Here is a 23,939-nt window from a genome sequence, read left to right as displayed (position 1 = left end):
CTATTTACGGTTGAACACCGTGGCCGTGAGCCAATCTCCCAGCCGCGGGACGAGCGGGTACAATACCGCGCCCAGCTGCATAATGGCTGGCGCGTTCACTTCCCGGACCGGCCGGTGAAACGTCCGCACGATGCGGGCCGCTAACTTATCCGCGTCCAAGGTGAACGCAGCCACGGCGCGTGCATAATCCTGCGCGTGGGCGTGCATAAAGAAGTCCGTGGCCACCGGCCCAGGGTTGACCGTCGTGACGTACACCCCGGTGTGCCGTAGTTCCAGTCGTAAGGCGTTGCTGTACGCAATTACTGCCGCCTTGGTCGCAGCATAGACCGCCGACTGCGGAGTAGCAATCTTGCCCGCCATCGAAGCGATGTTAATGATGTGCCCAGTACCTTGCCGCATCATCTGGGCACCAGCGAGCCGGGTCATGTAGATCAGCCCCAGCACGTTAACCCGAAACATGCGGCTCGTGACCGCTGCATCGGTCGCCAGTGCGGGCAGGAACTGCCCGAAGCCAGCTGCGTTCACCAAAACGTCCACGTGACCACCCACGTCTGCGAGCAGTTGTGCCCATACCGCGTCAATCTGGACGGGGTCGGAAACATCCAGGCGGTACGCGTACGCTGGGGTTCCGGCCAAAGCAGTGGCTTCAATCCGCGCACTGCGCAATGCATTGACCCGCCGCGCCAAGAACACCACGGTGGCTCCCTGTCGCGCGGCATCCATCCCAATTGCCCGGCCTAAACCGCCAGAGCCACCGGTCACAACAACTACTTGTCCCCGTAAATCAGCCATTATTTCACCTTCCGAAAAGGAATATCAATTTCATCCAAATCACTGACCACCCGCGTGTTCTTAAAGACCGTGCGGGCCTCTTTTTGCAATTCCCGGGCGACTTTGCCTACATACCGAGCCGAAATATGGTTCAACAGCAACTGCCCCGCATGCGCCCGCTGGGCGAGTTGCGCCGCTTCTAAATCGGTCGAGTGGAAGTAGCGCCGGGCAAGCTTAGCGTCCGCACCGTCAAAGGTACTCTCGTGCACAATGACATCGGCGTCCTGAGCCAGCGCCAGTTCGCGGTCTACCTGGCGCGTGTCACCAAAGATGGTCACCGTCCGGCCGGGCTGGGCAGCCCCGATGAAGTCGGCGCCATTGAAGGTCCGGCCATCGGGCAGCGTCACGGTCTTGCCCGCCTTGAGTTGGGCGTACACCGGACCGGACGGAATGTTGGCCGCCCGCACCTTATCGATCAACAGTTCACCCGGATGTGGCTTTTCAAAGACCCGGTAGCCAAAGCAGGTAATGCGGTGATCCAGATAGTCCGCCGTGACCGTGAACGTGGCATCATCGAGCACCACCCCGGGTTGTACCGTTACGAAGTTGATGGCATAAGCCAGGTGCGTCTGCGTGATCCGCAGGCTGGTCTTCACAAAGTCGGCAATACCCTTGGGCCCATATATCGTTAACGGCTCGGTGCCCCCCTGGTTAGACCGACTCGCCAACAGGCCCGGTAGCCCAAAGATGTGGTCGCCATGCAAATGGGTAATAAAAATTTTGCTAATTTTACGGGGCCGAATGGCAGTGCGCAATATCTGGTGTTGCGTCCCCTCACCACAATCAAAGAGCCACACCTCGTTGCGCTCATCCAACAACTTTAACGCCAGGCTACTAACGTTCCGACTTCGCGAGGGCGAACCTGCCCCCGTACCTAAAAATTGAATCTCCATGCGTGCCATCCAATCTGTTTACGTTGTATCAACGGGCCGCCGTTCGCCGGGGCGACCCACAAATCATCGCCACCGCGCCGTAACGCCGGCACCTTTCCGTACTATTGTAGCATACGCCCGAAATTGTCTCTACGAAAACTAACGGCATCAGAAAGGGGCCACCGTTAAGTGGCCCCTGGATACATAAACCGGAGTTACTGTTGCCGCAACGTGTCCACGATCTGCTTGGCTACAAACGCCGCGTACCGCGGATTACCTTGCTGGTTTGGGTGCACGTTATCATTATAGAACCATTCGGGATGGCCGTTGGCATAGCCATACCAGTCAATCACCGTCAGGTTGCGGTAGTGCCGGGCGGCCTGGGCCAACGTGCGGTTGACCTGGTTTTGCCACTGACGCGTCGGCACGTGGGTGTTGACCCAAAACACGTGCCGCTTACGCCCAACTGTCCGCATCAAGTCGGCAATCTCGCCGTTAGTCACCGGTCCGTTGGTCCCCAGGCCCACCAGAACGTTACGGGCCAGCGTACCCGATTGCTGGTACTGCTTCAGAATTTGGATGCCATCCGTGGCTTGCCGGCTCACTGCGGCATCAATAAAGGACTCCGGAAAAATCTTTTCCAGTAACGGCTTCCCGTCCGCCATGACTGAATCCCCCACCCCGGTCAGGCTGACCTTAGCGGCAAACTTAAACTCCGCGTCGGTCAACCCATAACGGGCAAACGCATTCTTGCCTAGCGGCCGCCGGTGCTTGGTGCCACCTTTGCTCTGGGCGTGCAGTGAGGACTTGTATGCCGCGTACCGGCGCTTATCCGCTGCCTTGGCCCGGGCAGACTCGTGGAGATGCTTTTGCAGCGCCGTACGTTGAACCTTCGCTGATGGTGCTTGGACCACCCCCGTCATACCGACGGCAAAGGTGACCGTTAATACCACCACCACCGCCATCTGCACAGGCTTCAGGCTACGCCACCAAGCTTCTAGGCGGTCACGAACTGGCCGCTGTGACTGTGACGCCACGGGAGCTTGGCCCGACAATTGCCGCCGAAATAACCAGTGCGCCGCGGGTTGCTCCACGAGGCGGTAGGACAACTCTGTCAACACCAAGATAATGATTACTTCCGCAATGGGGTACGCCCACGGGTGATCGGCCACGTGTGTAAACCGCTGCTCAAAGAAAATCATCACCGGGAACTGGTATAGATAAATGCCGTAACTACGGCTACCGACCCAACTAAAGAGTGGATTGGATAGCCACCGGTTCAGGTGTGACGCCGGGTGCGCCACCACCGCCACCAAAATTGTGACGAAGATGGAAAATAGCAACATGCCGCCTTCATACAAAAAGACCGACTGGTCCCCCACAAAAATGACCATCAGCAACATCGATAGTAACGCCACGACCCCAGTACCATCAAGCGTCCGGCGGGCATTGTCAGTGACGTGGCGAGCTAGGTGCGCACTGGGCCACACAAACGCCAACGCCGCACCCAAGAGGATTGAGAACACCCGGGTGTCAGTCCCGTAATACAAGCGACTAGGATCAAAGTTGGGTCCTTTGGCGCTCAACCAGTACAGCACCGCCATCCAAATTGCTGACAGTCCGGCCAAGCTGAGGGTGACCCCGCCGACCTTGGCTCGACTTAGGTGCAGCCCTCCTAACAGAAGCATGACGAGCAACGGAAAGATGAGGTAAAACTGCCCTTCAATCGACAGCGTCCACAGATGGGTGAACGGACTCTCCCCCGCCGCAAACCGCGCGAAGTACGACTGCCCGTTGCCAATTTGCCACCAGTTGTAAACGTACAGCAAGTTAGTGACCACGATGGCGTGCAGATTGTGTAGCAACGCCCGCGCAAACAAAGTAATGTAGGCAGCGGTCCCAAATAAAACGACGAGCAAGGCCGGATACAAGCGCCGAATTCGCTTCATCCAGAAGCGCTTGTAGTCAAACCGACCCGTCCGGTTAAATTCCATCACCAAACCGTCCGTAATCAAGTAGCCGGAAACCACCATGAAAATGGGCACACCCAAATAACCACCTTTGAAAATTTCTGGTCGCAGGTGGTACAAAATGACGCCCAGCACACCAATCGTGCGCAGGCCATCAAACCCAGTAATATAACGACGTTTTGGCGTCTTCTTCTTCACGTCCATCGGATATCCCCATTCAACAACCTGGAATAATCTAGTTCTGTGGTGTGCTCCCCACACACCGCGTACACGTCTATACTATAACAATTACCACCTAAGCAAAACCCCGGGTGCAACAACATCGCCCCCATATGAAAAAGCGCCACCCGTGCGGATCAGCGCCACAACCATTCGTGGGCCACCCAACACCGTGCGCTTTCTCAACGTAACATGCTAGTCTTCGTATATAAAGGTCAAATCACCAATCGTCACGGAGTCACCCTCCTTGGCGCCGGCCTCACGCAACGCGGCATCGACCCCCATATGGCGGAGCTTCCGGGCAAACCGAAGCACACCATCATCGTGGTCCAGGTTGGCCATTGCGGCCACCCGCTCAACACCGGCACCGACAACGGTAAACCCGTTCTCATCCTCGGTCACCTTAAACTGGTCATCCGCATTACCTTGGTATGCGTAGTCCACGTTCTGTGCCGCATCAGTATCCGTGGCCTCCTCGAAGAAGGACGGCGCGTCCGCTAACAACCGCGCGGTCGTGTACAACAGCGGCTGCACATTATCGTGGGTCACACTCGAAATCGCCATGATGTGGTCTGCCGCTACCCCTTCAGCCAGCAACTGCTGCTTGAAAGTGTCAAAACGTTCCTGTGCTCCAGGCATATCCATCTTGGTGGCCACCACAATCTCGGGCCGGGCCAACATGTTGTCATCGTAGGTGGTCAATTCCTTTTGAATCTGATGGTAATCAGTCAGCGGGTCACGCCCGCTATCAGGGTCCATTTCGACTAGGTGCAAGATGACCCGGGTGCGCTCAACGTGGCGCAGAAACTGGATGCCCAGTCCCACACCATTCGACGCACCTTCAATGAGCCCCGGTAAGTCAGCCATGACAAAGTCAGTACCGTCATCCAGCCGCACCATGCCTAGGTTTGGTACCAAGGTAGTAAACTGGTAGGCGGCAATCTTCGGCTTGGCACTGGTCACCGTGGCCAGAAGGGTCGACTTACCGACGGAGGGAAACCCAACTAAACCAACGTCCGCCAGTACGCGAAGTTCCAGCTTGACGTTGCGTTCAACCCCCGGTTCACCGTTTTCGGCGATTTCCGGTGCGGTGTTTTTAGGGGTCACAAAGTGGATGTTACCGCGACCACCACGGCCACCTTTGGCCACCACCAGCTCATCACCAGGGTGAATCAGGTCACCGATCAACGCGCCGGTATCGGCATCCGTGACCGTGGTCCCCGCCGGTACGGGCACCCGCGTATCTGCCGCTGCACGCCCGTACATGGCTTTGCTCTGACCATTACCGCCAGCCGCCGCCTTAAACACGTGCCGGTACCGAAAGTCCATCAACGTGTTTAACCCGGTGTCGACATAAAAAATGACGCTACCACCGCGGCCACCATCACCACCGGATGGGCCCCCAAACGGCACAAATTTCTCGTGGCGAAAGGCAACGACACCATCGCCACCCTTGCCAGCCTTAACGGCTACTTTGACTTGATCTACAAACATAAAATCCTCCACTACGTCCGTTGTTACTCTGCCCCTAAGCATACAGGACACACAGCCCCAATGCTAGTTTAGAGTGACAATTTAATGGTTTGCGCGGTGGTTTTACTGATTCCCAAAGCGCGAATCTCATCCACCGTGGCACCCTTAATGTTGTTAATGGTCTTAAATTCGCGTAACAATTTGCCCCGCGTTTTAGGACCCACGCCGGGAATTGATTCCAAATGGCTACTCAAACTGTTCTTGGAGTGCCTCTGCCGGTGGAACGTAATCGCAAAGCGGTGCACTTCGTCCTGAATCCGTTCCAGCAGGTAAAAGCCCTGGCTCCGCGGATCCAAGTTGATTGGCTGGTCCGCATCACCAAACAGCAACGCGGCCGTCCGGTGCTTGTCGTTTTTGACCATCCCCGCAACCGGAATGTCCAAATTCAACTCGTCGGCCAGTACTTCCTTGGCAGCATTCATTTCAATGGCACCACCGTCCATCAAGATGAGGTCAGGTAACGGGTGGTGCTCCTTCAGCAGCCGCGTATACCGCCGCCGAATCACTTCACGGGTGTTGGCGTCTTCGTTCGCACTGTGTTGGCCCTCATCTTGGGCCAACTTGTACTTACGGTAGTTACTCTTGGCGGGTCGGCCGTCGACAAACTGCACCATGGCGCTGACTGGTTCTGACCCCTTAATATGGCTGTGGTCAAAGGCCTCGATCACGTGTCCCGACTTGGGCAGGTGCAAAGCCGCCATGATTTCTTCCTGGGCCCCCGAAGTCTTGCGGTTGTCCAGCTCCAACAACCGGAACTTTTCCTCCAGCGTAATGCGGCTGTTCTTCGCCGCCAGATCCAGCAGCGCCCGTTTTTCACCACGCTGGGGGGTCCGGACGGGTACACCCAAAATGTCACTGAGTACCTGGTTGTCCATGCCCTTGGGCACCAAAATCTCGTGCGGCTTGACGTTGTTTTTACGGTTATAGAACTGTAAAATAAACGATTCAAACTCTTCGGTAGCCGTGTTCACAATGGGAAAAAGCCGCTTTTCACGCTTCATCAAGCGCGCCTGACGGATAAAGAACACCTGGATGGACATCCAGCCTTTGTCCCAGTAGAAGTTAAACAGATCGCGGGTCGTCCGGTCGTTTGAAATAATCTTTTGTTTCTCCACGGTTGCTTCGATGTACTTAATTTGGTCACGAATATCCGCAGCCCGTTCAAACTCCAAGTCGGCCGCGGCGTCTTCCATCCGCTTAGTCAACTGCTGCTTGACCTTCGCGGTGTTACCGTTCAAAAAGCTCTTGATGCGCTTAATCTGCGCTTCGTACTCCTCTTGCGGTACTTCCTTGAAGCACGCACCCAAACACTGCCCCATGTGATAATACAGGCACGGGCGCCCTTGGTATCCGTGGCACCGCCGTAACGGGTACACCCGCTGAATAAACTGCAACGTCTCTTCCGCTGCGTAGACGTTAGGATACGGGCCAAAGTAGTAACCGCCATCCTTCTTCACGTCACCCGTAATCAGGATCTGTGGATCACGTTCATTGGTGATCTTGATGTACGGATAGCCTGTGCCCTTCTTCAGCTTGATGTTGTAGTAGGGCTGGTACTTTTGGATCAACGTAATTTCCAGCAGAAAGGCTTCCTTGTCGGTGCTAGTAACAATAAAGTCAAAATCCGCAATTTCGGAGACTAACTTAGCCGTCTTACCCTCGTGGCTACTCTTGAAGTAGGAACGCACACGGTTCTTAAGGTTTTTGGCCTTACCAACGTAAATAATTTTGCCGTTAATGTCCTTCATCTGGTAACTACCCGGTAAGTCGGGCAGTAACGCTAATTTAGCCTCAATGTGGGCTGATGCCATCGGTGTGCCTCCTCTCTGCCAAAACATTTGTTCGCTAGTGTTATATTCTAACGACATTTGGGGCTCGGCGCAAGTTGCAGTGACCGGATCATAGTTGGTGGTGCAAGTTCGGAGTACAGGGAATGACTGCGGCGCTGCGGAATTACCGCCAAGTCTGGTCACCCCCGCCGCCGTCCACATACAAAAACACACTTACGTCCGGCTCCAAGCCAGACATAAGTGTGTTGGTCATTACTGTGCTAATACCTTGCTCAAGAAGTCCTGGGTCCGGGCTTCCTTGGGGTGATTGAAGATGTCTTCCGGTTTGCCCTTCTCAACAATCTGGCCACCATCCATGAACCAAACCTGATCGGCCACCTCACGGGCAAAGCCCATTTCGTGGGTGACCACGATCATGGTCATCCCCGACTTGGCCAAGTCCTGCATAACCTTCAGAACTTCACCAACCATTTCGGGATCCAATGCACTGGTTGGCTCGTCAAACAGCATCACGTCTGGCTTCATTGCCAGCGCCCGGGCAATGGCCACCCGCTGCTGCTGCCCACCAGACAGGCTGGCCGGATAAGCGTTCGCTTTATCACCCAAGCCAACTTGATCAAGCAACTGCTTGGCTAACTTTTGTGCTTCAGCCTCATCCATCCCCTTCACCTTTTTCGGGGCCAAAGTAATGTTGTCCAATACCGTCATGTTGGGAAAGAGGTTAAACTGCTGGAACACCATCCCCATTTTTTCACGGACCTTGTCCAGTTCCTTCTCGGACAGGCCCACAAGGTTGGTCCCTTCAAACTCGATTTCACCGGATGTTGGCGCGTTCAGGCAGTTCAAGCTACGGAGGAAGGTACTCTTACCACCACCAGATGCCCCGATGACAACGATCACGTCGCCTTGGTGGACGGTTTCGCTGATACCAGTCAACACTTCGTTGTCGCCAAACGACTTCTTGAGATCCTTAATCTCAATTAATGCTTTGCTATCCTTCATGTTTCATCTTCCCTTCAAAGTGGTTCAGAACCTTGGACAACGTAAACGTCATGATGAAGTACAAGACCATGGCGACAGCAATTGGTGCCACCCCTTTGTACGTATCCGTCTGCACAACCTTTAACTGGTAGATCAAGTCGGAAACCCCGATGATGGAAACAATAGAACTTTCCTTGATCAGGGAAACAAACTCGTTACCTAACGCCGGCCAGATGTTCTTCAAGGCTTGCGGCAGAACCACACTCTGCATGGTCTCACGCTGGGACAAGCCGAGTGACCGCGCGGCTTCCGTCTGCCCTACCGGAATACTGTTGATCCCACTCCGGAAGATTTCGGCCACGTACGCGGAGGAATTGATGGCCACGGCGATAATCCCAGAAACCAGGGCGGGGATGCTGACAACCATCCCAATCCCGAAGTAAACAAACATGACTTGAATCATCAATGGGGTGCCCCGGATAAACTCGATGTAGGCAACCGCGATCCCGTGCAGGACCTTACTCTTGGACAAACGCATCAGGGCAAAGATAATCCCACCAATGACCCCAAAGATAACGGAGATGGCAGAGATGAAGATGGTGTACCAAACCCCTTTACCAAACACCTTCCAGTAGGCCAGCATCGACGTGTTCTTCGTGTTGGTCTTCATGTACTTGGCAGCGGTCTTTAGGTACCCTTCCGTCAGGTCATGCTTATCCATTTGGTCAATACTCTTATTCACCTTGTTGACCAACGCGGTCGAACCCTTGGCAAAACCAATGGCCGTCCCCTGCATATCACTACCCAAATTAAAATGACCATCAATTGAAGTGAGCGACTTATCGTTTTCAGCATAGGCATCAGCAACTGGCTTTTCCAAAACAACTGCGTCGACCTTGTGGCTCTTCAGGTCTAGCAGCAGGTCGGTCGTCTTGGCTAAACCGGTCACCTTACTGTTCTTGATCTGCTTTTTGGCCAACTGTTGCTGCAAACTACCAGTTTGGGCCCCGATCTTCTTACCGGCCAGGGACGACTTCCCCTTGGCGTACAACTTAGCGTCAGCCTTGTTGACAATAATGTTCTGACCGCCTTTATAGTAGACCTTGGAGAAATCGACGTGCTTAGCGCGCGTGGACGTTGGCGACATCCCGGAAATGACCATGTCGACCTTCCCGGTTTCCAGGGCGACCAGCAGTTGGTCAAAGTCCATCTTCTTGATCTTGAGCTTGACCCCTAAGTCGTGAGCAATCTTTTTACCCACCTGGACGTCCATCCCCACAACCTTGTTCTTGGACAAGAACTCGTATGGTGGGTAATCGGGACTAGTTCCCATCACTATGTAACCCTTCTGTTGGATCTTTTGCAGGCTGTCATCCGTAGCGGCGTGTACGGTGTGACCCCCAGTCAGACCCACCACGGTGATAATGCTGATTAATAGTGCTAAAAGCACGTGCGTTAACTTCTTCATCGCTCGTTCCTCCGTTTCTATGTGGACTACTATACATGGAAATAGATATTTATGCAATATTTAAGCACATTTTTTTGCAAATTAATTCAATTCTTTTGTCTGAGTGAGCATGGTATAATACGGCCAGGAACTGAAAGGAGGCGGCATTAATGGGTTTAAAGGTCAACCGCCAGAACGATATGGATAAACTGTTCGACAAATTCGCCAGTTTGCCCGACGTCGACCTCGGCCATGACGTCATTGATAGCAAAAAGAAGGCCGAGGAGGCCGCACGCAAACGCGCGTACGAGCAGATCGACCGGCACGCAAAGCAGAATCAGGACAAAAAGGTTTAAGCTAAGCATAAAAAGTGGGGCAGCCACCAATGGCGACTGCCCCACTTTTTGTATATCGAGTTGTATATTTACCGTCAATATGCATGTATAAAATGCATAAACGCCTTATTCGTGGCGACTAGCGTTAGGGTACCGCTTCTTGAGCTCGTCAATGTTCCGCTGGGCAACATCGTCAAAATCAATGTTGGCCCATAGCGCCACCTGGCTCAGATACCACAGTACGTCACCCAGTTCGTGTTCCAACTGCGCGTTATCCAAGTCCGCCCCCTGGAAGGTGTACTTTTTGATCAACTCAATGACTGAACCCGTCCCGCTGGCTAACCCTAACGACAAGTTGGTCAGAACGTGTTCGTTACCCTCAAGCGTCCGGTTTGCTAACTGCTGATATTCATTAAAGTCCACGATGATTTTCCCCCGTTGCGTGCTCTGCGATCCACTGCCAGACGGTGTCCTGACCAATTTTGTTTAGTGCCGAAAACGGCACCCATTCATCGCCCGGTTGCATGCCCAATCCCTTGCGGTGACTGGACTCACTCTTATTCCACTGACTCTTTTTGACCTTGTCGATCTTCGTACCCGCGACTAATACGGGCACTTCGTAGTACCGCAAATAATCGTACATCGAAATATCTAGCTCGGTCGGTTCGTGCCGCGCATCGACTAACTGAACGACCCCACCGAGCTGTTGGCGCGTCTGCAGGTATTCCTCGATCATGGCTGCAAACTGGGCCCGGGCCTTCTTGCTGACTTTGGCGTACCCAAATCCGGGCACATCCACAAAGTATAGGGCCTGGTTAACTAGGTAAAAATTCAGCGTCTGCGTTTTCCCCGGCGTGCTCGACGTCCGGGCCATCTTGTTCCGCTGCAACAGCGTGTTGATCAACGAACTTTTGCCGACATTGCTACGCCCCACAAAGGCGATTTCGCCTAGCTGGGTGTCAGGATACTGTGCGGGCGACAACGCACTGATGGTTAACTCCACATCGTTTACTTGCATGTGGCACCTCACTCTCTTTGACTGCTATTAGTGTAGCATACGCACCCGGCGCACACACAATTAGTCGGCTAAATTTAACCAAGGCGTCACGCACTCACGCGTCCCGGCGATCAACCCCATAATGTACTTGATCATCCGTACCCAGCAGTGCACCGACTGCAGTGGGCCGGATGCTGGCACGTACTTGCGCTAACGGTAACCACGCTAACCGCGTGTGGGCTGGCAGATCCACTTGTTCCATGTCCAAACTTTGAACGTGGGCGTACTGGTCGGCGGACAACGTCGCCATCATAATCATCATCAGCTGGTGTGCTTGCACTTCCTGATTCAGTGGCCAAAAGTTTTCGGTCACCCCGACCATGCGTAAATCGAGGTCGTCCAGTTTTAATTCTTCGTGCATTTCCCGCGCCCCCGCGTCCACCGCCGACTCGTTAAACTTGACCGCACCACCCGGAAGTAAAATGCCAGTCTGACCCTGCGGCAACGACATTACGCGTACCAACACGTCCGTACCGTGGACCAACAACACGGCAGCCCGCACGCTGAACCACTTATCCGGTGCCACCAACAACCGTAAATCGTCTGCTTCCTGCATCACGACGCCTCCTTGTGATTACTCCGCTATGTAAAAAGGAGACACCCCCCCCGCCCCGAAAACCGGTGCGGCGTACGTCTCCTATCCACGGATCATACCACCCGTGAATAATGATTCATGTTATGAAGCTTCCTTACCGCGTAAAACAAGTTCAGGCTTGCCCTTACCCGTTACGGCCGCTTTGTTGATCACAGCCTTCTGCACGTCATCACGACTTGGTAGATCAAACATGATGTCCTGCATGACGGACTCCATGATCGACCGTAACCCCCGGGCCCCGGTATCACGCTCAATGGCTTCGTGCGCAATAGCGCGCAGTGCGGCCGGCGTGAACTCCAAGTCGATGCCATCTAGGGCCATCAACTTGGTGTATTGCTTGACCAATGCGTTCTTCGGCTCAGTCAAAATACGGACCAAATCATTTTCCGTCAATTTTTCCAGCGCCGCGAGGATCGGAATCCGACCGATAAATTCAGGGATGATCCCAAAACTCATCAGGTCTTCCGGAATGATCTGCTGCATGAGGCTTTCATTCTTATCAACTTGGACGTTCTTCGAGTCCGTGCCAAAGCCGATGGTCTTCTCGCCCAACCGGTTCTTCACGATGCTCTCGATGCCATCAAAGGCTCCCCCAACGATGAATAAAATGTTGGTGGTATCAATTTGAATCAGTTCCTGCTGCGGGTGCTTCCGTCCACCTTGTGGCGGCACACTGGCGATGGTCCCTTCAAGGATCTTCAGCAACGCCTGCTGCACCCCTTCACCAGACACATCACGCGTAATCGAAACGTTCTCGCTCTTCTTGGCGATCTTGTCGATTTCATCAATGTAGATGATACCCTTTTGCGCCCGTTCAACGTCAAAGTCGGCATTCTGCAACAACTTGAGCAGAATGTTTTCCACGTCTTCACCGACGTAACCAGCCTCAGTCAGGGTGGTGGCATCCGCAATGGCAAACGGTACTTTCAGGATCCGTGCGAGGCTTTGCGCCAGGAACGTCTTCCCACTACCGGTCGGACCAATGAGCGCGATGTTACTCTTCTGCAACTCAGTCTCGTCGTCTGAAGCCACCGCGTTCTGGTTGATCCGCTTATAGTGGTTGTACACCGCCACGGCCAGCGCGCGCTTGGCTGCATCTTGACCAATCACGTAGTTGTTCAACACCTGCAAAATTTCCAACGGCTTGGGTACTTCCGTCAGGTTCTGCATGGATTCGTCACGAAATTCGTCATCAATAATTTGCTTACACAAATCAATGCATTCGTTACAAATATAGACGCCGGGGCCGGCGACAATTTTCTTTACCTCGTCCTGCGACTTGCCGCAAAACGAGCAGGTCACAGGTCCGTTGGTCTCAACGTTATCAAACATTTAGCATTCAACCCCTTCTTGCACCCATCATACCAGAAAAACGAAGGGATGACCCGGATTAAAACCTGGTCATCCCTGTTTACTCCCCAGGGGGAGCGAATTATTGGTGCTGATGGGGCAAAATTACTTGTCGGAATCGGTGTCAGCGTCGTCAGACTTCTTGTCGTCGTCCTTCTTCGCTACCTTTTCCTCAACCGCGTTATCCTTAATCAACTTGATGGCCTTCTTGACGGCAATGTCGTGCGTCAACATGTCATCAGTCAGGGCACGACGTACCGCGTCCTTTTCCATGCCGTAATCGTTAGCCAAATCAGCTACTTCAGCATCGATTTCGTCGTCAGTAGCCTTAATACCTTCAGCAGCTACGATGGCTTCCAATACCAGGTTGGTCTTGACCCGAGTCTCAGCATCCTTGCTGAACTGCTTACGCAGATCATCTTCAGACGTACCCGTCAACTGGTAGTACATGTCAGGGTTGATGCCCTGACGCTGCATGTTGCCCAGGAACTGCTGCATCTGGTTGTCAACGTCCGACTTCATCATGGCGTCAGGAATTTCTTCAACGGTGGCGTTGTCCACAGCACCCTTGATGGCAGCTTCTTCAATTGCGGAGTCAGCTGCGTCTTCCTTCTGCTTCTTCAGGTCAGCCTTGATCTTGTCCTTCAACTCGTCCAGGGTCTCGACACTGTCGTCAACATCCTTGGCAAAGTCGTCGTCCAGTTCAGGCATTTCCTTAACCTTAACTTCGTGTACCGTAACGGCAAATTCAGCGTCCTTACCGGCCAAATCAGATGCTTGGTATTCCTTCGGGAACGTGACCTTCACCGTTACTTCATCGCCGGTCTTGTGACCAACCAACTGGTCTTCAAAGCCGGGAATAAAGGCACCCGAGCCCAATTCAAGGCTGTGGTTCTTGGCGGAGCCGCCATCAAATTCCTTGCCGTCTACAGTGCCGACGTAGTCAATGACAACGGTGTCACCCTTCTTGGCGGCCTTGTCAGTTACGACCAGCTCAGCCTGCTGCTCACGCTTCTTTTCCAGTTCCTTGTTCACGTCAGCCACGTAGACGCGCTTGTTCTGCTTAGGCACCTTGATGCCCTTGTAGTCGCCTAACTTAACTTCGGGCTTTACCGTAACGGTAGCCTTAATTGACCAAGGCTTGCCTTCGTCCATGCTTTCAACGGACAACTGTGGTTGGTCCACTGGGTCGATGCCAGCTTCGTCCACAGCGTGCTCGTAAGCATCTGGCAGTAAGATGTTCAGTGCGTCTTCGTAAAGGGCACCCTCACCGTACATCTGATCAAAGATGACGCGCGGTACCTTGCCCTTGCGGAAACCAGGTACGGTCAAACTCTTACGTACCTTGATGAAGGCCTTGTCCAGCCCCTGCTTAATTTCGTCCTGTGCGATATCAAAAGTCAATTCGCCAGTTACGGCGCCTTGCTTAGTCCATTTTGCGGTCATGCTAATCCTCCGACTTTGGTATTTTCAGTATCCATTTGTTCTGAATACCGCTATACATACCGTATTATCATACCTGAAACGGGTATAGTTGTAAAACAATTTTCACTAATAATCCGTAATAATAAAAAAAAGACACCCGTAGGCATCTTTTCTTCGTCCTAATTAACGTGCTAATTAGTCCAAGATTTCCGTAACAACACCGGCACCAACGGTACGGCCACCTTCACGAACGGTGAACTTAGTACCAAGTTCAATGGCAACAGGTGCGATCAGGTCAACTTCGAAAGTGACACGGTCACCAGGCATAACCATCTCAACGCCATCTGGCAATTCGATGACACCGGTAACGTCAGTCGTGTGGAAGTAGAACTGAGGACGGTAGTTAGAGAAGAATGGCGTGTGACGGCCACCTTCATCCTTTGTCAGGATGTAAACTTCACCCTTGAACTTGTTGTGCACCTGGATCGAACCTGGCTGAGCCAAAACCTGGCCACGTTCAACCTGATCGCGGTTAATACCACGAAGCAGCACACCAACGTTATCGCCGGCTTCACCAAGGTCCAGCGTCTTACGGAACATTTCCAGACCCGTAACGGTGGACTTCAGAATGTCTTCCTTCAAACCAACGATTTCGACTTCGTCACCGATCTTAACCGTACCACGGTCGATACGACCAGAAGCAACAGTACCACGACCAGTGATAGTGAAGACGTCTTCAACAGGCATCAAGAAAGGCTTGTCGTTTTCACGAACAGGGGTTGGGATGTATTCGTCAACCGTGTCCATGAGTTCCATGATAACCTTTTCCTGTTCTGGGTCACCTTCAAGAGCCTTGAGGGCAGAACCACGGATAACAGGAATGTCATCCCCAGGGAAATCGTATTCGGACAAGAGTTCCCGAACTTCCATTTCAACCAGGTCAATCAATTCTGGGTCGTCAACCAGGTCAGTCTTGTTCAAGAAGACAACGATGTGTTCAACACCCACCTGACGAGCAAGCAGAATGTGTTCACGCGTCTGTGGCATTGGGCCGTCAGTTGCGGCAACAACCAGAATCGCACCGTCCATCTGGGCGGCACCAGTGATCATGTTCTTAACGTAGTCAGCGTGCCCTGGTGCATCGATGTGGGCGTAGTGACGCTTTTCCGTTTCGTATTCAACGTGGGCAGTGTTGATGGTAATCCCACGTTCCTTTTCTTCTGGCGCAGCGTCGATACTTGCGTAATCTTGCGCCTTTGCCAGACCCTTTTCGCTAAGCACCTTAGTGATAGCAGCGGTTAAAGTGGTCTTACCGTGGTCAACGTGACCAATAGTCCCAATGTTTACGTGGGGCTTGGTACGTTCATAATGTTCTTTTTCAGCCATGAAAAAACGAACCTCCTGAATTATTTGTAAGAAACCAGGACAGAACGCCTATCCCGTGAATTCTTTACGTTTAAGTGTACTACATATAGCGGGAAACGCAAACCCGTTTCACTGGAATTTAATTTCCGAAAGTGATTATATCGAGTTTTCAGGTTCATGTAAACCATAAATTACGTTTTATTCGCACTATTACCTAAATTACTGGTCCAAACTAGTCCCCGCGTCATTCAATTGTTGTGCCGCCGCCAGCAACCACTCAATAAGGCCGCTGTACGCTGACTCACGCTGCGGATTTAGCGCTGCGCGGGCAAACTCATCCGTATCAGTAATGATTTCTGGCACCGCCGGATACAAGAAGCCCAGCAAAACGTAAAACGTGGGTAGAACCGACTCCAGCATGTCCTCTTGCTCAGGCAGCTGGTCCACGATAGCTCCTAAGACGGCCTGACTCGTGGCATCCTCAACGGGCATATCCAACTCGGCCGGCGTAATCGTCACCAACCGGTCATACACCCAGACTGGGAATGGCGTGGTCGGCACCGCGACCCGCGCCCACGTGACCAACGAACTCCGCACTGCCGGATGGACATCACGATCAACCAAGGCAGCAGACAACGGGTCCACCACGTCGTTAAAAGGTAGACGCGCCAACTCCGTGGTGATGAAACGCTCTTGTTCCAAAACCGTCATCCCGCCCAAATGGCGTAGGTGCCGCTTAGTGACCGCAACCTCGTGCGCGTGAGTCTCGTCATAATCCGCCATGGTTTGAGTCATAGTCATCAAATTATCCTCATGCTCGGTCGGATCCGTGGTGGCATTGATCACATAGGCACCTAGCGGAAAATCGGGCTGTCGCGTAGCAATTTGCAACAACAGGTACCGACCATTAGCATCCTGTACCAGATCATCGCTGGCATCGCGCACCGTATCGGCCGCCTCGTCCAACTCATCCAGTTGTAGGTAAGCCCCCGCTAACGTACGCACATCCCCGGGGGTGACACTATCCGGAAATTGATGGCATAACTGGTCGAGATGCTGCACCGCCTGAGTAAAGTTGCCGTTGCGAAAAGCTTGTAGGCCCAATTCGCGAAGTTGCTTGGCCGACTGCGGAAAATTTACAAGGTCGCCCATTTCGTTCACCCTTTCGCGTTGGTTTACTGCCGCTTGGCGCTATTTTGGTTAACTTCCATAATGACCGGTAAAATGACCGGACGGCGCTTGGTTTGGTCAAAGAGGTAGCGAGAGAGCTTGTCGCGGACGTCCTGTTTCAGGTCGCCCCAATCAAACTTTTTCTCATCAAGATTATGCTGGATGGTATCCTTCACAATCTGACCACATTCAGCTAGTAAATCCTTGCTGGTCTTGATGTACACAAAACCACGACTTTGAATCTTGGGCCGGGCCACTACGCGCTTCTTACGCCGGTCAATCGTCACGACCGCAATGAGGATCCCGTCTTCTGACAGCATCTTCCGGTCGCGCAACACGATGTTACCAATATCGCCCACGCCAATACCATCAATCATGGTGTTACCAGCTGGCACGGTTCCGGAAATGTTCATCTTCCCCTTGGCGTAGCTGATGATGTCACCAACCTTAGGAATGAAGATGTTCTCAAACGGGACGCCAATTTCGTGCAGCGCCTCCGCGTGTGCGGACAAGTTGCGGTACTCGCCTTGCACCGGAATCAAGTTCTCCGCGTGCAAAAGATTTTGCATCAACTGTAAGTCCGTGCGGGTACCGTGACCCGAAACGTGGAACTTGTCCGTCACGGTCTTGACCTCACCATCAGCGCGGTAAATGGCGTCTTTGGTCCGCGCTACGGCTGTTTCCATTGCGTGGGACGGCGTCGTGACGATGTATACTAAGTCGCCAGACTTGATGTGCACCAAACGGTGGCGGGAAGTAGCCATCCGGTCCAGGGACTTTAATGGTTCACCCATCTTACCCGTTTCCAGGATGACCGTTTCTTCCGGCTTCAACTCCTTGAGTTCCTTAGTCGTGGCTAAAATGTCATCTTTAGGCAGGTGCAAATAGTCCATCTTGATGGCAGTCTGCACGATCTTCTGCACGTCGCGGCCGGTTAAAACAACCCGGCGATTCGTGGCCGCCGCCGCATCCAGCACCTGCTGGATACGCATAATGTTGCTAGCAACGGCCGCCACCACGATACGTCCTTCATGGTACTTAAAGTTTTCTTCAATTGTGTCAGCAATCTCGCGTTCACTGGCAATTTGGTAAGGCGATTCAGCGTTAGCGGAATCAGATAGCAGCGCAAGAACCCGCTTGCTACCAATTTGGGCCAGACGCTGATAGTTCGTCTGGTACATTGGGGTCGCGCTTTGATCAAACTTAAAGTCCCCAGTATACACGATTTGACCTTCAGGGGTATCGATGTCAATGCCCAACGAACCCGGAATGGAGTGCGTGGTTTTGAAGAAGCTGACCGAAACGTTACCAAAGTCGATGACGGACTTGTCGTCAATCACGTGGTAGTCCTTAAACTTTTTGGCCCGCGGGTGCTGGTTCATGAAAATCTTGGCAATCGCAATGGTCAGCTCACTACCAAACACTGGTACTTGGTGTTCAGCCAGGAAGTAAGGCAAAGCCCCTACCGCATCGGCGTGACCGTGCGTCAGAAAGATTCCGGCAACTTTGTCAATATTATCTTCTAGGTACGACAAATCAGGAATCACAATATCAATCCCCAGCAAGTCGTTGTCCGGGTATTTCAACCCAAAATCACATACAAAAATCTGGTCGTCAACTTCGACGGCGTACATGTTCTTACCATTCTCACGTACACCCCCGAGTGCGACTACGTTAATCTTAGTCATTAGTTCACCTCAGAGATTTTTCTAGGTTGCAGACTGAGCAACCAATCCGTACACAAAAGCACTTATTGCAAGTCTACCACATCTGCCTGTAAATAAATAATGCCACCGCCCCGGCAAAGCAGACAATGTGCTCAACAGTGGGAGTTACGGCGCGTGCAAACCCAATTGTGATAACAGCAAGGTATTATGGTCGCTGGGAAGCGGCGCTGATGCGAACTTACTGAATTTAATTTAAGTAACGTACAATCGTACAGTAGCGTAGAGTAATAGTAGATTTAGTCGCTAGCTGTAAGCATCCAGCAGTGACGGAGAGCACGCATGCAGCACTGACGCTCCACACAAAAAAAGGCCACGACAACGTAACGTCGCGGTCTTCCCATAAATTTTGCTTTTAGTGACGCAGACCCAAGCTCTTGATCAGCTCACGGTACCGGACAACGTCCTTGTTCCGCAGGTAGCCCAACAGGTTACGGCGTTGACCAATCTTCTTCAACAGACCAACGTATGAGTGGTGGTCCTTCTTGTGCACAGCCAGGTGCTCGTTGAGTGCCAGGATGTCAGCCGTCAATACGGCGATCTGCACTTCTGGTGAACCAGTGTCACCATCATGACGTGCATACTGCTTGATAATTTCGTTCTTGCGTGTTTGTGAAATAGCCATTGTTATTTCCACCTTTTCTTAGTGTTATTGCCACTAACTGAGTAAGACGCCGGTGAGTCGCCAAACCAAGTCAGGGTTCGCAATACAGTTGTTAAGTGTACCGGAGCCCACCCTAATTTGCAAGTTTTTGCCGAATTCACGTGTAAACGTTGCAACCTTGACGGCTTTTGGGTATAATTTATTCCTGTTGAAACTAGGAGTTTGCAACTAACCAAATATTCCACCCCGGAGGTGAATTAAATGCCACAGATTAAGTCCGCAAAGAAGCGCGTCATTACTCAAGAAAGTGCACGTCAGCGCAACGCTGCTCAGCGTAACGCTCTTCGTACTACTATTAAGAAGTTTAAGACGGCTAAGGCTACCGGCGCCGACAACAGTCAGGAACTGTTCCAGGCTGCTACCCGGGCCATCGACATGGCTAAGAGCAAGGGCCTCATCCACGCTAACAAAGCAGCGCGTGACAAGTCCCGTCTTGCAGCTATTAACAACAAGTAATTAAATACTTACTGTCAAAAAGCACCCCTTACTCGTGAAGGGGTGCTTTTTTGTTATCACCAACTAATCAAAATTGCCGTGCATAACGTTTGCCCCGGCCGGCAAACTGTAACACAAACAGCTCAAAACCCAACTCCTTGTCCACGGTACCCCGCTTCATGGCCACTTCAGTCCGAACCAGCATGTCGTATGCCGTAGTCAAATCGTCGTGCGCCAACTGCCGCACTGACCGCCAGGCCAACTTCACCCGGTACGGATGGACCTTTAACGCATCCGCGGCGGCGCCCTGCGTATAGCCACGAGTACTAAAGATCTGTACTTGAATCAGGAGCCGAAATTGCGATTCTAGTAGGCTGATCAACCGCAGGGGCTCCTCCTGCTGCTGCAACAGTTCCCGGTACTGGCGTAATGCCGCGGCCACATTGCGTTGCATCACGGAGTTGACCATATCAAAGACACTGTCCGTCAATTGCCGCGGCACCAACTGCGTGACTGCCTGCGCATCGACCTTGCCTGTATTGTGGGCGTACATGCTGAGTTTAGGGAGCGCCGCCACCATCGCTGAATAATCCGACTGGGTACGGGCAATCAGCGCGTCTAGCCCTTCATGGTCGATATCCACCCGTTGCTTGGACAGTTCGGCCCGAATTGCCCGTCGCGCTTCGGCCTCACTTAGCGGCTTGGTCGCGACCATCGTGGCGGCTTTCTTGAGCGCTTTGACTACCCGCTTCCGGGCATCCAGCTTGGGGTAGTTGGCCAGCAATACTAGCACCGTCGTCGGTGCCGGCTGCTGGAGGTAGTCCACCAGGTCGTTAATGGCACTTTCTTGCTTGGCCACACTGCCACTACCGGTCAAAAAATCCGGATTGTCGAGCACAATTTCCCGATAATCACCAAAGAATGGTAATTCGTCCACTTCATTCATGACGGCGTCCAACTCCGTTTCGTGGAGATCAAAGCGGGCGTAGTTCATTGTTTGTTGATCAGCGGGAATAATATCCCGTAGCACCGCCAATGCTTGCTGGTTTAGCGCCGACTCCGTCCCGGTCACCAGATAAACCGGCGCAATTTGCCCGGCCTGAATACTTTGTTTAAGTTGATTAACATCCATTTAATTAAACCTCACATCTTGGCCGGACGCACAGCACGTCCGCACAACGATTTGTCTAGTGGAGAAAGGTATGCACCCGGTGCCCCCGGACCGTTGCGTCCACCCAGATCATGCCCGCGTCCTTGGTCACCAGTAACGGAATTCCCAACGTCTTGAACGTATTCACCGTTTCTGCGTTGGGGTGCCCGTAGCGATTGTTGACCCCAGCGGACGCCAACGCATATTGCAGGTGCAGCGCAGCAATGAACTGCGGGTTGGACGCCGACTTTGAACCGTGATGGCCCACCTTTAAAAAGTCGACCGCTAAGTTTTGCGGCAATAGCTGCTCAGTTTCAACCGCCTGATCCGCGTCCCCGGTCAGTAGCCAATTACTATCACCAATTTTACCATACAGCACCACGGAGTTACCGTTGGTCTCCCCCGCATCGTGGTCGGGCGCCACTACCCGCAAGTGCAGTGGCCCCACCGTCAACGCGTTGCCGGCCATCACCGTGGCAACGGCGGGCCGACCGTTGATCTGGGCGCCGGTAATCAACTCATCCCCCGCCGACATCGGTGTCGTCACCATGCGCCGCACCCGGATGCCATGCGTGATGACCGCTGCATCCCCCACGTGATCCGCATCCGGATGGGTCAAGACCAACATGTCGATGTGCGTCAGTCCGCGGGCGGCAAGATAGTTGAGCGTCACGCGCTTCGCCGGGGGACTGCTCGTGGTCCCAAAGGCGCGGCCACCGGTGTCAATCAGAACGGTTGCTCGCTTCCAGGGTGCCTCAATCAAGATTGAATCCCCCTGACCTACATCGATCATGGTGACGCGCCAATACGGATGAAGGTTCACGCTGGCGTACATCGCCGCGGTGGTCACCAGCACCAACCGCCAACGCCCTACCACCACGGCCCGCAACACTAGCACCAGCAGTATTATGCCCGCTACCCAGGGTAACGCCCCAAACTGCCAGTAGCCCGGCAACGTACCCAACCAACCTAGTCCCGCTTCAAACCAGCCTAGGACCTGGTTACACGTCGGCCACAGCGGGCACTGCGGCCAGAGACAGGCCACAATGAGGAGTGGCATTAAGATCCGTTCAAAGATGGGCATGAGTAGGCAGTTGTAAGCAAAGGTCAGCAAGTGCACCCCGTATAAGGCCACGACCAACGGGGGCATGCTGACTGCCGCCATGGTGGCAGCGCTGCGCCACCGCCCCGCCACGGGCTGCACCACCAGGAAAAAAGTGAGCAAGTACGTCAACTGACCGCCCAACGTCGTGAGCACGCGTGGCTGCCACAACAAATTCCCGCCCAGCACCAGACAGAAAATATCGAGCGTGCTCAAGTGCCAGGACCACCGTTCGTTGACCACCTGTGTAAACCGCATCCACACAGAGCGTACGATTCCCGCTCCGGGCGGGATGATCACTAGCAAAGTCGGCAATAGCAGTAACAAGCCCCAATCGACCCATTCATGGGGAATGCGGCAGCGGTCGGTCAACCAGTACAGCATCCCCACCAGAGCAAAGATGTGTAGACCCGATACCGAAAACAGGTGGATGATTCCCAGCCGACTAAATACGTCACGCATATCGTTCATATCACCGTCCATCAGCCCCAAGATCAGTGCTCGTGCGTAAGTGTTCATTTTGTCTGGTAACTGGTCCATCCGCATGAGCAACGCCATCCGCACACCAAACAGCCAATCACTCACACTCTGGCGGGGACGCACCATTACCCGCAACTTTTGACTGGGCAACCGGTATGCCTGGTGGTATTGCGCCCACGCAAACGCCCGGTAGTCAAACTCGTACAGGTTGCGGGGGCCACTAATGCGTGTGGGGTCACCGTGCCACTGGACGGTCATGGGGGTACGCGCATTATCAATTTGGCGCGCGCCAACTTCATCGACCGTCCCACCACCAGAAACATACACGCCGTTAGTGGTTCGACCGCTAAAACTGTAATAATGGTCGCTGCCTGGTTGCCAACTTGTCGGCTGGACCACCACGGCCCCGACCGGTACTGATGGATGCTGTGTCCGGGCTACCTCAATGGCGGCACTCACGAGCCCCAAAACACAGCCTAATAACAACCACCGCCACCCCAACAACCGGCCACGCCATACCGCCACCGTCAGTAAACTGGCTCCTAACCACACTGGCCCTAGCAATAATAACTGGCAGGCTAATAACGGCACCAGGATGATTAGTACCCGTTGGCTCATGGCGTACTCCCCACCGTGACGTGTGGCTGCAAGTCAGCAAATATTTTGTCGCCGATGCCACTAATATCTTTGAGCTGGTCCACGGATTGAAAGCCGCCGTGCTCGGAACGGTAATCAATAATGTCCTGCGCGCGCTTCGGGCCAACGCCAGAGATAGTTTGCAGTTGCGCCAGCGTCGCCGTATTCAAATCGATCTGGTCGGTATCCGCTGCGCCGCTAGCTACACCACTGGCTCCAGTTGCCGCGGCATTACTCACATCAGTGGCACTGCTGCTACTGACCACCAAGGCCCCCTGCACGGGGATGGTCAGGTTCTCCTGGTCACGGGCAAAGCGGGCAAGGTTCACTTGACTAGCATCAGCGTCGTCAGTCAAGCCCCCAGCGGCCTGTACCACGTCAGCCCACCGCGTAGTGCTACGGACATGATACAAACCAGGATGACGCACCGCCCCCGCAACATATACGTACCCAGCGGCACCGGTACTGGCACTGGCGACGGTCGTGACGACACTGGCACTATGACTGCTAGTGGTCATTAAGTTAGTGGAAGCCACGACTGGGTCAGTGATCTGGCTTGATTGTCGCCATTGTGCCCAGCCCCAAGTACCAAGAACCAGGGCGGCCAGCACCCCCATCGCAACGTACTGCCAGTAATCGCGGACTAGTGACCAAACTTTGTCCATGCTGTTCACCCCCTTTGCAATGACATTTCGCCAAGCGGGTATCCACGACTACGCCAGTGAACAAAAAATTATTGAGCACCGTCAAAACTGACTGTGGGCAGACCACAATCAAAACGGCCGCACCTGCCGCTGATTTCCAGCAG

Annotated in this window: 21 protein-coding genes; 2 read left to right on the top strand and 19 right to left on the bottom strand. The window is 53.4% G+C overall.

Going from position 1 to position 23,939, the window contains the following annotated elements; translation table 11 throughout:
- The 7 genes from FD19_RS01540 to FD19_RS01510 all read right to left on the bottom strand — a co-directional run bounded on the left by FD19_RS01540 (window position 1) and on the right by FD19_RS01510 (window position 9,664).
- Entirely contained in the window at window positions 1-792 is a 792-nt protein-coding gene (locus FD19_RS01540) for an SDR family NAD(P)-dependent oxidoreductase (RefSeq protein WP_056968957.1), read from the bottom strand.
- Entirely contained in the window at window positions 792-1,724 is a 933-nt protein-coding gene (gene rnz, locus FD19_RS01535) for a ribonuclease Z (RefSeq protein ID WP_054749367.1), read from the bottom strand. Before rnz ends, FD19_RS01540 begins: the two co-directional genes overlap by 1 nt.
- Window positions 1,725-1,918: 194 nt before the next feature.
- Complete coding sequence (locus FD19_RS01530; RefSeq protein ID WP_054749366.1) at window positions 1,919-3,877, bottom strand: acyltransferase family protein; 1,959 nt, start codon at window positions 3,875-3,877, stop codon at window positions 1,919-1,921.
- A 210-nt stretch (window positions 3,878-4,087) separates the two neighbouring features.
- Window positions 4,088-5,386 (bottom strand): GTPase ObgE, encoded by a 1,299-nt coding sequence (gene obgE / locus FD19_RS01525; protein WP_056968956.1) that lies wholly within the window; start codon window positions 5,384-5,386, stop codon window positions 4,088-4,090.
- Window positions 5,387-5,454: 68 nt separating this feature from the next.
- Window positions 5,455-7,236 carry an excinuclease ABC subunit UvrC gene (uvrC, locus tag FD19_RS01520; protein WP_056968955.1) on the bottom strand — a complete coding sequence of 594 codons (1,782 nt, stop codon included), beginning with the start codon at window positions 7,234-7,236 and terminating at the stop codon, window positions 5,455-5,457.
- 231 nt (window positions 7,237-7,467) lie between these two features.
- Window positions 7,468-8,217, bottom strand: coding sequence for an amino acid ABC transporter ATP-binding protein (locus tag FD19_RS01515; protein ID WP_056968954.1), 750 nt, complete (start codon window positions 8,215-8,217; stop codon window positions 7,468-7,470).
- A complete protein-coding gene (locus FD19_RS01510) occupies window positions 8,207-9,664 on the bottom strand; it encodes an ABC transporter substrate-binding protein/permease (RefSeq protein ID WP_054749365.1) in 1,458 nt (485 codons plus the stop codon). The genes FD19_RS01515 and FD19_RS01510 overlap by 11 nt, the downstream gene beginning before the upstream one ends.
- Before the next feature lie 149 nt (window positions 9,665-9,813).
- Between FD19_RS01510 and FD19_RS01505 the strand changes: the two genes are divergently transcribed.
- Window positions 9,814-9,999: an SPJ_0845 family protein gene (locus FD19_RS01505; protein ID WP_054749364.1), complete on the top strand. Its 186-nt coding sequence runs from the start codon at window positions 9,814-9,816 to the stop codon at window positions 9,997-9,999.
- A gap of 105 nt (window positions 10,000-10,104) precedes the next feature.
- Here the strand turns inward: FD19_RS01505 and FD19_RS01500 are convergent, their stop codons facing one another.
- The 9 genes from FD19_RS01500 to rpsO form a co-directional block, all read right to left on the bottom strand.
- The gene (locus FD19_RS01500) at window positions 10,105-10,401 is read right to left on the bottom strand and encodes a nucleoside triphosphate pyrophosphohydrolase family protein (RefSeq protein ID WP_054749363.1); all 297 of its coding nucleotides are present in this window, start codon (window positions 10,399-10,401) and stop codon (window positions 10,105-10,107) included.
- Entirely contained in the window at window positions 10,391-10,996 is a 606-nt protein-coding gene (yihA, locus tag FD19_RS01495; RefSeq protein ID WP_054749362.1) for a ribosome biogenesis GTP-binding protein YihA/YsxC, read from the bottom strand. Before yihA ends, FD19_RS01500 begins: the two co-directional genes overlap by 11 nt.
- Window positions 10,997-11,090: 94 nt before the next feature.
- On the bottom strand, window positions 11,091-11,591 hold the full coding sequence (locus FD19_RS01490) for an NUDIX domain-containing protein (protein WP_054749361.1): 501 nt from the start codon (window positions 11,589-11,591) through the stop codon (window positions 11,091-11,093).
- 120 nt (window positions 11,592-11,711) lie between these two features.
- Window positions 11,712-12,962: an ATP-dependent Clp protease ATP-binding subunit ClpX gene (gene clpX / locus FD19_RS01485; protein ID WP_054749360.1), complete on the bottom strand. Its 1,251-nt coding sequence runs from the start codon at window positions 12,960-12,962 to the stop codon at window positions 11,712-11,714.
- A gap of 123 nt (window positions 12,963-13,085) precedes the next feature.
- Complete coding sequence (tig, locus tag FD19_RS01480; RefSeq protein WP_056968953.1) at window positions 13,086-14,426, bottom strand: trigger factor; 1,341 nt, start codon at window positions 14,424-14,426, stop codon at window positions 13,086-13,088.
- 174 nt (window positions 14,427-14,600) lie between these two features.
- Window positions 14,601-15,791: an elongation factor Tu gene (gene tuf / locus FD19_RS01475; protein WP_056968952.1), complete on the bottom strand. Its 1,191-nt coding sequence runs from the start codon at window positions 15,789-15,791 to the stop codon at window positions 14,601-14,603.
- 198 nt (window positions 15,792-15,989) lie between these two features.
- Window positions 15,990-16,922, bottom strand: a complete 933-nt coding sequence (locus FD19_RS01470; protein WP_056968951.1) for a tetratricopeptide repeat protein — start codon at window positions 16,920-16,922, stop codon at window positions 15,990-15,992.
- Window positions 16,923-16,945: 23 nt separating this feature from the next.
- Window positions 16,946-18,628 (bottom strand): ribonuclease J, encoded by a 1,683-nt coding sequence (locus tag FD19_RS01465; RefSeq protein WP_056968950.1) that lies wholly within the window; start codon window positions 18,626-18,628, stop codon window positions 16,946-16,948.
- A gap of 391 nt (window positions 18,629-19,019) precedes the next feature.
- Window positions 19,020-19,289: a 30S ribosomal protein S15 gene (rpsO, locus tag FD19_RS01460; RefSeq protein ID WP_054749357.1), complete on the bottom strand. Its 270-nt coding sequence runs from the start codon at window positions 19,287-19,289 to the stop codon at window positions 19,020-19,022.
- 240 nt (window positions 19,290-19,529) lie between these two features.
- Here rpsO and rpsT point away from each other — a divergent pair, with 240 nt between their 5' ends.
- The gene (gene rpsT, locus FD19_RS01455; RefSeq protein WP_054749356.1) at window positions 19,530-19,784 is read left to right on the top strand and encodes a 30S ribosomal protein S20; all 255 of its coding nucleotides are present in this window, start codon (window positions 19,530-19,532) and stop codon (window positions 19,782-19,784) included.
- Between the two features lie 67 nt (window positions 19,785-19,851).
- On the opposite strand, the gene holA is transcribed toward rpsT, so the two are convergent.
- Genes holA through FD19_RS01440 form a run of 3 tightly spaced genes read right to left on the bottom strand, consistent with a single transcriptional unit; the run spans window position 19,852 to window position 23,796 of the window.
- Window positions 19,852-20,895, bottom strand: a complete 1,044-nt coding sequence (gene holA / locus FD19_RS01450; RefSeq protein ID WP_056968949.1) for a DNA polymerase III subunit delta — start codon at window positions 20,893-20,895, stop codon at window positions 19,852-19,854.
- A gap of 55 nt (window positions 20,896-20,950) precedes the next feature.
- Window positions 20,951-23,113: a ComEC/Rec2 family competence protein gene (locus tag FD19_RS01445; RefSeq protein WP_056968948.1), complete on the bottom strand. Its 2,163-nt coding sequence runs from the start codon at window positions 23,111-23,113 to the stop codon at window positions 20,951-20,953.
- The gene (locus FD19_RS01440) at window positions 23,110-23,796 is read right to left on the bottom strand and encodes a helix-hairpin-helix domain-containing protein (protein WP_054749349.1); all 687 of its coding nucleotides are present in this window, start codon (window positions 23,794-23,796) and stop codon (window positions 23,110-23,112) included. Before FD19_RS01440 ends, FD19_RS01445 begins: the two co-directional genes overlap by 4 nt.
- Between the last annotated feature and the right edge of the window lie 143 nt (window positions 23,797-23,939).

This window comes from Lacticaseibacillus thailandensis DSM 22698 = JCM 13996 (assembly GCF_001436135.1).
Lineage (GTDB): Bacteria > Bacillota > Bacilli > Lactobacillales > Lactobacillaceae > Lacticaseibacillus > Lacticaseibacillus thailandensis.
The sequence above is the reverse complement of the archived record's forward strand: the minus strand, read 5'-3'. Positions and strand labels throughout refer to the sequence as shown.

What these genes read in the sequence shown, in the direction of transcription:
- tuf (WP_056968952.1), bottom strand. Translation starts at nt 15,791, where the DNA reads ATGGCTGAAAAAGAACATTATGAACGTACCAAGCCCCACGTAAACATT.
- rpsO (WP_054749357.1), bottom strand. Translation starts at nt 19,289, where the DNA reads ATGGCTATTTCACAAACACGCAAGAACGAAATTATCAAGCAGTATGCA.
- FD19_RS01530 (WP_054749366.1), bottom strand. Translation starts at nt 3,877, where the DNA reads ATGGACGTGAAGAAGAAGACGCCAAAACGTCGTTATATTACTGGGTTT.
- yihA (WP_054749362.1), bottom strand. Translation starts at nt 10,996, where the DNA reads ATGCAAGTAAACGATGTGGAGTTAACCATCAGTGCGTTGTCGCCCGCA.
- clpX (WP_054749360.1), bottom strand. Translation starts at nt 12,962, where the DNA reads ATGTTTGATAACGTTGAGACCAACGGACCTGTGACCTGCTCGTTTTGC.
- FD19_RS01540 (WP_056968957.1), bottom strand. Translation starts at nt 792, where the DNA reads ATGGCTGATTTACGGGGACAAGTAGTTGTTGTGACCGGTGGCTCTGGC.
- FD19_RS01505 (WP_054749364.1), top strand. Translation starts at nt 9,814, where the DNA reads ATGGGTTTAAAGGTCAACCGCCAGAACGATATGGATAAACTGTTCGAC.
- FD19_RS01490 (WP_054749361.1), bottom strand. Translation starts at nt 11,591, where the DNA reads ATGCAGGAAGCAGACGATTTACGGTTGTTGGTGGCACCGGATAAGTGG.
- FD19_RS01440 (WP_054749349.1), bottom strand. Translation starts at nt 23,796, where the DNA reads ATGGACAAAGTTTGGTCACTAGTCCGCGATTACTGGCAGTACGTTGCG.
- obgE (WP_056968956.1), bottom strand. Translation starts at nt 5,386, where the DNA reads ATGTTTGTAGATCAAGTCAAAGTAGCCGTTAAGGCTGGCAAGGGTGGC.
- rpsT (WP_054749356.1), top strand. Translation starts at nt 19,530, where the DNA reads ATGCCACAGATTAAGTCCGCAAAGAAGCGCGTCATTACTCAAGAAAGT.
- FD19_RS01445 (WP_056968948.1), bottom strand. Translation starts at nt 23,113, where the DNA reads ATGAGCCAACGGGTACTAATCATCCTGGTGCCGTTATTAGCCTGCCAG.
- FD19_RS01510 (WP_054749365.1), bottom strand. Translation starts at nt 9,664, where the DNA reads ATGAAGAAGTTAACGCACGTGCTTTTAGCACTATTAATCAGCATTATC.
- tig (WP_056968953.1), bottom strand. Translation starts at nt 14,426, where the DNA reads ATGACCGCAAAATGGACTAAGCAAGGCGCCGTAACTGGCGAATTGACT.
- FD19_RS01470 (WP_056968951.1), bottom strand. Translation starts at nt 16,922, where the DNA reads ATGGGCGACCTTGTAAATTTTCCGCAGTCGGCCAAGCAACTTCGCGAA.
- rnz (WP_054749367.1), bottom strand. Translation starts at nt 1,724, where the DNA reads ATGGAGATTCAATTTTTAGGTACGGGGGCAGGTTCGCCCTCGCGAAGT.
- holA (WP_056968949.1), bottom strand. Translation starts at nt 20,895, where the DNA reads ATGGATGTTAATCAACTTAAACAAAGTATTCAGGCCGGGCAAATTGCG.
- FD19_RS01465 (WP_056968950.1), bottom strand. Translation starts at nt 18,628, where the DNA reads ATGACTAAGATTAACGTAGTCGCACTCGGGGGTGTACGTGAGAATGGT.
- FD19_RS01515 (WP_056968954.1), bottom strand. Translation starts at nt 8,217, where the DNA reads ATGAAGGATAGCAAAGCATTAATTGAGATTAAGGATCTCAAGAAGTCG.
- uvrC (WP_056968955.1), bottom strand. Translation starts at nt 7,236, where the DNA reads ATGGCATCAGCCCACATTGAGGCTAAATTAGCGTTACTGCCCGACTTA.